The organism is Exiguobacterium sp. SH4S7 (genome assembly GCF_004336795.1).
GTDB lineage: Bacteria > Bacillota > Bacilli > Exiguobacteriales > Exiguobacteriaceae > Exiguobacterium > Exiguobacterium aurantiacum_A.
Map to the genome: position 1 here is coordinate 108153 of NZ_SJUT01000007.1, position 8429 is coordinate 116581.

The following is an 8429-nucleotide window of genomic DNA, read 5'->3' on the forward strand; positions in this document are numbered from 1 at the left end:
GAATGTTCATAGTTTACCTCGCCTTTAATAGTCTGGATTACAAAGTGCTTTATACGTATCCAACAATGAAACATCCGGTCGATTCGTATCTAGATTCCAAGATGATTTCCAAATCGTAGTCGGGTTAACTGCATGACAGATAAATTGATCTTTGAGCTTCGGGCGGTTTGCCGTACTTGTCGCTTGATACGAAGCGTCTGCTACAACTTCAGACCACATCTGTTTTCCGATGGCAGTTGACCCAAAAACGCCTAATAATGCGCCACCCAAAGTATAGCTAGCTGTAATATACGTTCGTGCACATGTCCGTGGATATACAGAAAAAGTATTAGAGTCCGTATACTTCGACGCTGTATTATCGATTGTATCCGAGCAGAACAATGGATCAGCGACTAAAGGATAATCCGTTCCTTCATAATCAATATGTTGGATCAACTGTTGGTCTTTAATCTCATAATATGTTTCGACTTCGTTTCCATTACTGTCTTTCGCCCAAGGGGAGCCAATGAAGACCTCTACCTCACCTTTTTCATTCACAATTTTGTACTCTCCATCTTCGTGAATAATTCGACTACCTTCAGTAATGTCTAAATCTAAGACATATTCTTTTGGCGACTCAGTTGATTCAATGTTGTAGAGGATTTGGACACCTCCTACTAAAGCCACATTTTCAATAGAATACTGTTCTTCTTTGTTTCTGAAAATCACTTTCCCTTCTTCTGTTTTATCGAATTCTAAATTTGAGTCTTCATGTATAATACTAAACTCATCACTTTCTTTCGTCATCGTAACTGATGGATTAGTGAAAAATACTTCAATTTCATTAAGCTGATCCGTATCGTTTACTAAACGATCGTCTTCAATCGAATCTACTTCTGCGTCTGGACGCAATTTCGATTCGCTCCCCCTTGTAGATGCGTAAGCTGGATGTGCTGTCCCCAGTATTGTAAATAAAGCCAAACTACTCATACATGCTTTCATTATAAAACCTTTACTCAACGTTGTGTCCCCTACTATATAAGCTTTATATTTTGGGAAAAGACAAATATCGGCAGTTCAATCATCTGTTTTCTCTATTCTGCCCATGTCTTTCCCACCACTCTAATAGTATTCAAGATTGCTAATCAATTTTCTAGATGTCTTTTTTATCAAAACAAAAAGGACAATAGTACAACAATTTTCTTAGGTCATGAAAAATATACTAGGCTTATGGCCCTCAAAGTAACCATTTCCCATTTTTGTGATTATAATTTCATCCAGAGTCCACTATTAAAAAGATCACCATAAAGTGACGAGCCCGGTTCATCCGACTGTCAGATAGACTATGTAAACGAACAACAGAAAGTAGGTGAAATCAATGGAGTAGACTAAAAATATCCGCTTGATGGATTATGAATTGCGTCCCATCCATGCGCACATATTATTGGCCGGCTGACTATCGATACTCACTTGGCGCATTTTCTATAAAGTCTACCGTAGTTGCAGTTCTTTTCTCGTCGTCACGTTCTTCATCGAAGACAAATGAAAAAGGCTCACAGAGACGGACAATATCCGTTTCTGTGAGCCTTTTTTAGAAGTAGCGCAACGGTTGGAACCCGCGCGTGTGGAAGTCGAGCTTGATGCCGTCTTCCGTGATAAAGAACACGTACTCGTTCGTATCGACGTCGCGGACGAACACTTTATAAAACGTCAGCGTCTCTTCGCGGTTCGTCACATAACGGGCCTCATGGGCCGAGATGACTTGCGCGAACAGTTGTTGTTCGTCGAACTCTTTGACGAGCGCATCGAACTTGGCCGCTTCTTCCTCTGTCGCCTCACGGCCCGGGAAGAGCTCGTAATAGGCGTCGCTCGCTTTCGGCTGCACGCCGAGGTTACGGTCGACGACGATGACGCTCTTGATGTCTTGGTCTTCTAGATTCTTATAACCATACAGTGTCTCGATGAGTGTGTTCTCACCGGTCACACGGGTGATGCCTTCGAGCGTATCAGCGCCCGTCAGCGAACGGACCCGCGTCTCTTCTGGGACGATTTCTTCTACATAAGCGATATTATAAGCGCGGATGATCTCACGTACTTGCAAAAACGTCGCAACGACGAGCAATACGATGAGCCCTCCAATGATGATACGTTTCGTCATCTCTCTGTTCCCCCTAGACTGTCATGCTCTCTTCTAAGGATAACCCAGGAACCGCATTCATCGCCAGTGTATCGCGCTTGCCGCGCACATACGCGTGATGCGCCGCCACACCGATCATGCCGGCGTTGTCCCCGCACAGATTGAGCGGCGGGATGACGAGACGGATGCCTTCCCGTTCCGTCGCTTCCTTGAGGGCGGCCCGGAGCCCACGGTTCGCCGCGACCCCACCGGCAACGAGCAGTTGCTTCGCGCCTTTTTCTTTCACGGCCCGGATCGCTTTCTCCACTAGCACCTCGACGACGCTCGCTTGGAAGCTCGCCGCCAAGTTTTCTGGTACGACCGTCTCACCGCGTTGTTCGGCGTTATGGACGGCGTTGATGACGGACGACTTGAGTCCGCTGAAGCTGAAGTCAAAACTGCCGGCCTCGAGCCGGACGCGTGGGAACTTATACGTGTCTTCCCCGCTAGCTGCCAACTGGTCGATGGCCGGGCCACCTGGATATGGGAGACTGAGCGTGCGGGCGACTTTGTCGTACGCCTCACCAGCCGCATCGTCACGTGTCTCACCGATGACTTCGAACACACCGTGCTCTGGCATGTAGACGAGCTCGGTGTGGCCACCTGAGACGACGAGACAGACGAGCGGGAACTGCATCTCTTCGACGAGTTCATTCGCATAGATGTGTCCGGCGATGTGATGGACACCGATGAGCGGTTTACTGTGGGCGAACGCGAGCGCTTTGGCCGCACTGATCCCGACGAGAAGGGCACCGACGAGTCCTGGTCCTTGCGTGACCGCGACCGCGTCGACGTCATCCATCGTCACACCGGCTTCGCTAAGTGCGTCATCGATGACGTACGTGATCCGCTCGACGTGGTGACGCGAGGCGACCTCAGGTACGACGCCGCCGAACCGTTTATGACTTTCAATCTGCGACGAGACGACGTTCGATAAGAGCGTCTTGCCGTCACGAATGAGGGCGACCGACGTCTCATCACAGCTCGACTCGATCGCGAGAATGAGCGATGTGTTCATAGTGATTCACTTCCTAACTTCGCCCAGTAAATATAGGCGTCTTCATTATTGTCTTGATAGTATCGTTTCCGGCGACCAGCGTTCTCGAAGCCGAACTGTTCATATAATTTTTGGGCGCCGATGTTTGACACGCGCACCTCGAGCGTGAGCGCTTCGAGTGACTTCGAACGGGCGAACTCGACGAGCTGCGTGAGGAGCATATTGCCGACACCTTGACCCCGGTATTCCGGTAAGACAGCGATGTTCGTGATATGCCCTTCGTCGACGATTTGCCAGACGCCAACGAACCCGATGACGCGGCGTTCATGGACTGCGACGAAATAAATCGCCTGCTCGTTCTTGAGCATCTCGTTCATGAACGCTTCTTTCGTCCACGGGATGGCGAATGACGCCTCTTCAACTTTCGTGACTTCTTCGACATCGAGCCAGTTCATCCGACGGATTTTGATATCAGCCATTGTTTTGTCCCTCGAGCCATTTTGCCTCGGCCTCAGCGAGACGAAGGTATTCCGGTTCGAACGCGTGCACGTCCGCCGTCTCTTCACCTAAAGCGACGAGATCACCGGCCCGGCCATAACTGTGGGCGGCCGGCGCTTCTGTATAGTCATATGCCGCAAGCACGTCACGGAACGGCTCGACGTCACCAACGACGACGAACGGTCCCGTCATGTTCGCTTGTAGCCAATCAGCGACCGAGGCGTGACTGTCCGGCGTGACTTGTGCGTTTTGTTGATAGTGCCCGATATAGGCGTTGCCGCGCCGTGCGTCAATGAGTGACACGACCGGAAGTTCGGTGTTCGGGGCCGCCGCCATGAGGCGGAGCGCCGATACGCCGACGAGCGGGAGTTTCAATGTATAAGCGAGTGTCTTTGCCGTCGTCACGCCGATGCGGATGCCGGTGTAAGACCCAGGTCCCGTCGTGACGATGATGCGTTCGAGCTCGGTCGGTGTCCATTTGACGGCCGCCATGAGCTGTTCGATCATCGGCATGAGCGTGACGGCGTGGTTTTTCGAGACCATGACCGTCGCTTCTGCCTGGATGCTTCCGTTCTCACTGAGGGCGACGGACAGACGTGTCGTCGCCGTGTCGATCATCAGTTGCTTCATGCGAGCACCTCCTTGACGAGCGTGTCATACGCTTCACCAGTCGGTATGAACGTGATTGAACGTTCCTCGTCGCCTGTCCGTTCGATCGTGATCGCGAGGCGCTCGGTCGGTAGCGACGACTCGATCAAGTTCGACCATTCGACGATGGCGACGCCGTCACCATTGATGTATTCTTCGAGACCGATATCGTCCCCGGTGTCCTCGAGACGATAGACGTCCATATGGTAGAGCGGCAAGCGCCCTTGGTATTGTTTCATGATGGTGAACGTCGGGCTGTTGACATTACGCGTCACGCCGAGTCCTTTGGCGAACCCTTGGGTGAACGTCGTCTTGCCGGCACCGAGGTCCCCGTTAAGCGTTATGACCGTTCCCGCTTTGACGAGCGCGGCGAGCTTTTCCGCTACGGCCTGCGTCTCTGGCGCGGAATGGGTAATCAATGTATACATGATGTTTCTCCTTTAGTCGATTCTAGCGATACGTACTCATTGTACACTCAATTTTAGGCAAAAAAAAACACGAAACGTCATCGTTTCGCTATCTCATTTAAAAATTGGTTGCGGGGGCTGGATTTGAACCAACGACCTTTGGGTTATGAGCCCAACGAGCTACCAGACTGCTCCACCCCGCGACGACATATGAAATTAAATAAAAATTGGTTGCGGGGGCTGGATTTGAACCAACGACCTTTGGGTTATGAGCCCAACGAGCTACCAGACTGCTCCACCCCGCGACGATTTGAATTGTTTCGACATCCTCTATAATAAGCGAGACGGTTATAAAATGCAACCTTTTTCTTAATGTTTTTTGGAAATTAGAATCGGGAACACTTAAAGGAGTGTAACTTTATTAACAGAAAAGGAGCGCGACCGACATGTCGAAATGGGGCAACCGCTTTAAAAAATGGTTCTTTTCCGAGTTAGATGCGTCCGTTTATTTCCATACGATCCCGTTCGTGCCGAAGCAAACCGTTCACGGGACGCTTCGCGTCTTGAACCCGACGTCAAAAGTGATCCGTCTGCATGAACTGACGCTCAACTTCCTGACGACGTTCAAAGACATCACGCTTGAAGGTAACGAATTCAACCGCGAGGCCGACATTCAGGAAGTCCCGATTCGCCTCACGGCCGTGCTTGAGCCCGGGGCAGAAGAACACATCCCGTTCACGTTCGACTTGACGATGTATGCCCCATCGACATCGGGCGCCCCTTATAGTGTCGAAGCGACTGTTTGGGACACCGATGGTAAACGCGTATGGTTCGATGTCGTCGAAAACATCGAGATCGAACCACTCCCTGAGTTGAAACGATTGCTCGAGGCGACCGAGCATGCCGGACTCGAGCTAATGTTCGTCCGCAACGTCATCGACCCGCTCGGTGAAGAACGACCTTATCCGTTCGTCGAGAAGTATGGGTTCAAGCCCGTCGGCGACTGGGCCGATGAGTTCGAGGTCGTGAAATCATTCTGGCGCATGGATGAAAATGGGGTCGACGTCTATTACTGGCTCGACAATATCGAACGACAGCGCACGCTCGACTCGATGGCGACCGACGTCGAACTCCGGCACCGATCCCTCACCTGGGAACAACTCGAGCACGAACAAGACCGACTCGGACTCGGGATCCAAGATACGCTACGCAGCCACCGCTCTTCATGAGCGGTTTTTGTATGGACTTTTCTCAATCGTCAACCTGTCACCCTGAATCGAGACGATCGTTTGAAAGTTGTCGCGATACGGATGCATGAACAACTCGTATTGCAGACGCCGTTCTTCATGAGATGCTTTCAAGTATTCCATCTCCATCCCTCGCTCCGTTATGTCACGAGCAGCGCGTCGGGCGAACTCCGTATCCCCATCTGTATATAGATAGACCGATAAATCCATATACCTTGGATCGAGAAAGGCGACGCTCATCCCCTCGACGATGGTGACCTGCTTCTCGGGATCGATCCACGTCCGTTCGAGATACGGGACATCCATCGTATAAAACCCGACCCCTTCCCGTACCATCCGGACGTCCCGCTCGAGCGACAACAAGTGATGCGCCGCCGGATGACAGGCCGTCATCTTATAGTGATGCACCTTCCCATCGACCGTATAGTCGATCATCGCACTCTTCCGAAGCGTCGAGTCCGTGATATACGGGTCGGTGTTAATGTAGTTGACCTCCCCGAGACGTGTTTGTAACTGTTTGGCGAACGTCGTCTTCCCGGCACCCCCGTGACCCGAAATCCCGATGAGCGTCCGTTCGTTCAGATCAATTTGATCGATGATTTGATTAATGAATCGCTCCATAGTAAATCCCCCTTTGATACACTATACACAGAAAGGAAGTGTACCAATCCAATGTCGAACTGTCCATTTTGTCATCCACATCTCGATCCGTCCCAACGCATCATCGCTGAGAACGACACGTGCTACTTTCTGATGCATGACCGCGAACAAGACGTCCTCGTCGGTTCCGGTGTCATCGTCCCGAAACAGCACCGGGCGACAACGTTTGAGTTAACACCGACGGAATGGAGCGATACATACACCTTGCTTCATGACGCCAAGTCTTTCCTAGAGGAGACGTACGGTCCTGACGGCTATACGCTCGGCTGGAACGTCGGTACAGCGTCCAATCAGACAGTTCCCCATGCCCACTTGCACATCATCCCGCGCTACGCAGACGGACCACATGCCGGCAAAGGGTTACGACACTGGCTGAAGCGGCCGGAATGATCAAACAGCTCATCGTGTGACGATGAGCTGTTTCCATTTTTCTTCCGTATCTTCGAGTTGTCGTTCCAGCCGCTCGACATCTCGCGTCATTTTTTCAATGAGTTTGGCAATCTCGCGATCGAGCCCGTTCACTTTGTCGAGCGAATCATTGATTCGTCCATGCATCGTCCATTCGGAAAAAATATCATCGAGGAAGTAATCCGCGAACTGGACGAGCGAACCACGCTCGATGTGTAAGCCACTGACAATCCCTTTCACATCAGCCAATTCACGCGAGAAACGCTCAAGTGCGGATTGGAGTTCATGCATCTTCCGTTCAGAAGCATCGATCGCGTCATGTTTCATCGCTGTCGCAATCAATCCACCTCCGAAGAACGTGTCATATGTCGACCAACTCTTCGCACTGTCGAGGTGTTTGAGCGTCTTTGAGATGGCAGCTCGTGCTGCGTTACCTGCTGCGATCGCTTCTTTATACTCGACGACCACTTCTTTCGTTTCCGCCTGTTGATTCGTGAGACGGTACAACTCTTCTCTCACCTTAGGATCCTGCTTCAGGTGACCTTCTTTCTCTTTCATAAACGCTGCCCATTTCGCATCAATCCCGTTATATGCCTCAAAGGTTTCATACAAATCTCGACGCTCAAGCACTAACTCATCAATCATCGCCTCGTGTTCTCGCAGCTTGAATTCTGCCCGGGCCGCTTCTTCTAATTCAATCGTGCGCTGCTCGCTAAACGTTCCACGCAGCTTACGCCATGCATTGACGAGCGAAAATGTCTCTAAGTCATAGACATCACGCTGTTCTTTCGTGAACGTATTAAGCAACTGTTTTCGAACAGTCTCATGTTCAGTAATTTGTTTGTCGAGAGTCTTCAGTTTACGAGCCAATCGGTCTCGTTCAGCAAGGCTTTGTTGAAGTGTCAACTGGTGTTCATATAATTCATTCATTGCGGTATACTCCCTTTCTTCTGTAACCCTTGTCTCGTTGTACGATAAAATACGACAAAAAGTTTCAAATGAACGACAAAAAAGGACGACCAAGCATGTGCTTGATCGTCCTTCATATTGCCCGGCAACGTCCTATCCTCACAGGGGGAGACCCCCAACTACTTTCGGCGCTGAAGCGCTTAACTTCCGTGTTCGGCATGGGAACGGGTGTGACCGCTTCGCTATCGCCACCAGACAAGTATTATGATACCGCTGTTCAATTAAAAAGTCAACGCTTTTTCTAAAAATAGTTCGTTTTGTTATACATCAAACAAAAGAACGACCAAGCGTGTGCTTGGTCGTCCTTCATATGGCCTGGCAACGTCCTATCCTCACAGGGGGAGACCCCCAACTACTTTCGGCGCTGAAGCGCTTAACTTCCGTGTTCGGCATGGGAACGGGTGTGGCCGCTTCGCTATCGCCACCAGACAAGGGATTGT

10 protein-coding genes, 2 tRNA genes and 2 rRNA genes are annotated in these 8429 nt (G+C 50.7%); 2 read left to right on the top strand and 12 right to left on the bottom strand.

The genetic code is table 11. The annotated features are described in order from the left end of the window. Positions 1-24 precede the first annotated feature (24 nt). The 8 genes from EVJ29_RS12985 to EVJ29_RS13020 form a co-directional block, all read right to left on the bottom strand. Positions 25-999: a DUF2599 domain-containing protein gene (locus EVJ29_RS12985; protein WP_131505217.1), complete on the bottom strand. Its 975-nt coding sequence runs from the start codon at positions 997-999 to the stop codon at positions 25-27. 571 nt (positions 1000-1570) lie between these two features. Beyond that, the gene (locus EVJ29_RS12990) at positions 1571-2137 is read right to left on the bottom strand and encodes a hypothetical protein (protein ID WP_071399028.1); all 567 of its coding nucleotides are present in this window, start codon (positions 2135-2137) and stop codon (positions 1571-1573) included. Between the two features lie 13 nt (positions 2138-2150). Beyond that, on the bottom strand, positions 2151-3173 hold the full coding sequence (gene tsaD, locus EVJ29_RS12995; protein ID WP_070328990.1) for a tRNA (adenosine(37)-N6)-threonylcarbamoyltransferase complex transferase subunit TsaD: 1023 nt from the start codon (positions 3171-3173) through the stop codon (positions 2151-2153). Further along, a complete protein-coding gene (gene rimI, locus EVJ29_RS13000; RefSeq protein ID WP_131490681.1) occupies positions 3170-3631 on the bottom strand; it encodes a ribosomal protein S18-alanine N-acetyltransferase in 462 nt (153 codons plus the stop codon). The genes tsaD and rimI overlap by 4 nt, the downstream gene beginning before the upstream one ends. Next, the gene (tsaB, locus tag EVJ29_RS13005; RefSeq protein WP_131466562.1) at positions 3624-4280 is read right to left on the bottom strand and encodes a tRNA (adenosine(37)-N6)-threonylcarbamoyltransferase complex dimerization subunit type 1 TsaB; all 657 of its coding nucleotides are present in this window, start codon (positions 4278-4280) and stop codon (positions 3624-3626) included. The genes rimI and tsaB overlap by 8 nt, the downstream gene beginning before the upstream one ends. Then, positions 4277-4726, bottom strand: a complete 450-nt coding sequence (gene tsaE, locus EVJ29_RS13010; RefSeq protein ID WP_070328987.1) for a tRNA (adenosine(37)-N6)-threonylcarbamoyltransferase complex ATPase subunit type 1 TsaE — start codon at positions 4724-4726, stop codon at positions 4277-4279. Before tsaE ends, tsaB begins: the two co-directional genes overlap by 4 nt. Before the next feature lie 105 nt (positions 4727-4831). Further along, positions 4832-4908 (bottom strand) — tRNA-Met (locus EVJ29_RS13015). 25 nt (positions 4909-4933) lie between these two features. Next, a tRNA-Met gene (locus tag EVJ29_RS13020) sits at positions 4934-5010 on the bottom strand. 141 nt (positions 5011-5151) lie between these two features. Between EVJ29_RS13020 and EVJ29_RS13025 the strand changes: the two genes are divergently transcribed. Beyond that, positions 5152-5934 (top strand): sporulation protein, encoded by a 783-nt coding sequence (locus tag EVJ29_RS13025; protein WP_016509933.1) that lies wholly within the window; start codon positions 5152-5154, stop codon positions 5932-5934. Here the strand turns inward: EVJ29_RS13025 and EVJ29_RS13030 are convergent. Further along, positions 5929-6573 carry a uridine kinase family protein gene (locus tag EVJ29_RS13030; RefSeq protein WP_131490680.1) on the bottom strand — a complete coding sequence of 215 codons (645 nt, stop codon included), beginning with the start codon at positions 6571-6573 and terminating at the stop codon, positions 5929-5931. The two genes, EVJ29_RS13025 and EVJ29_RS13030, sit on opposite strands and share 6 nt — an antisense overlap. A 51-nt stretch (positions 6574-6624) precedes the next feature. Here EVJ29_RS13030 and EVJ29_RS13035 point away from each other — a divergent pair, with 51 nt between their 5' ends. Beyond that, positions 6625-7002 (top strand): HIT family protein, encoded by a 378-nt coding sequence (locus EVJ29_RS13035; RefSeq protein ID WP_070328985.1) that lies wholly within the window; start codon positions 6625-6627, stop codon positions 7000-7002. Positions 7003-7011: 9 nt separating this feature from the next. Here the strand turns inward: EVJ29_RS13035 and EVJ29_RS13040 are convergent, their stop codons facing one another. From EVJ29_RS13040 to rrf (EVJ29_RS13050), 3 genes are all read right to left on the bottom strand, one after another. Beyond that, positions 7012-7950 (bottom strand): hypothetical protein, encoded by a 939-nt coding sequence (locus tag EVJ29_RS13040; protein ID WP_131466566.1) that lies wholly within the window; start codon positions 7948-7950, stop codon positions 7012-7014. A gap of 119 nt (positions 7951-8069) precedes the next feature. After that, positions 8070-8185 (bottom strand): 5S ribosomal RNA (rrf, locus tag EVJ29_RS13045). A 117-nt stretch (positions 8186-8302) separates the two neighbouring features. Further along, a 5S ribosomal RNA gene (rrf, locus tag EVJ29_RS13050) occupies positions 8303-8418 on the bottom strand. Between the last annotated feature and the right edge of the window lie 11 nt (positions 8419-8429).

Coding starts and splice junctions, on each gene's coding strand:
- EVJ29_RS12990 (WP_071399028.1), bottom strand. CDS start 2,137: ATGACGAAACGTATCATCATTGGAGGGCTCATCGTATTGCTCGTCGTT.
- tsaD (WP_070328990.1), bottom strand. CDS start 3,173: ATGAACACATCGCTCATTCTCGCGATCGAGTCGAGCTGTGATGAGACG.
- rimI (WP_131490681.1), bottom strand. CDS start 3,631: ATGGCTGATATCAAAATCCGTCGGATGAACTGGCTCGATGTCGAAGAA.
- tsaB (WP_131466562.1), bottom strand. CDS start 4,280: ATGAAGCAACTGATGATCGACACGGCGACGACACGTCTGTCCGTCGCC.
- tsaE (WP_070328987.1), bottom strand. CDS start 4,726: ATGTATACATTGATTACCCATTCCGCGCCAGAGACGCAGGCCGTAGCG.
- EVJ29_RS13025 (WP_016509933.1), top strand. CDS start 5,152: ATGTCGAAATGGGGCAACCGCTTTAAAAAATGGTTCTTTTCCGAGTTA.
- EVJ29_RS13030 (WP_131490680.1), bottom strand. CDS start 6,573: ATGGAGCGATTCATTAATCAAATCATCGATCAAATTGATCTGAACGAA.
- EVJ29_RS13035 (WP_070328985.1), top strand. CDS start 6,625: ATGTCGAACTGTCCATTTTGTCATCCACATCTCGATCCGTCCCAACGC.
- EVJ29_RS13040 (WP_131466566.1), bottom strand. CDS start 7,950: ATGAATGAATTATATGAACACCAGTTGACACTTCAACAAAGCCTTGCT.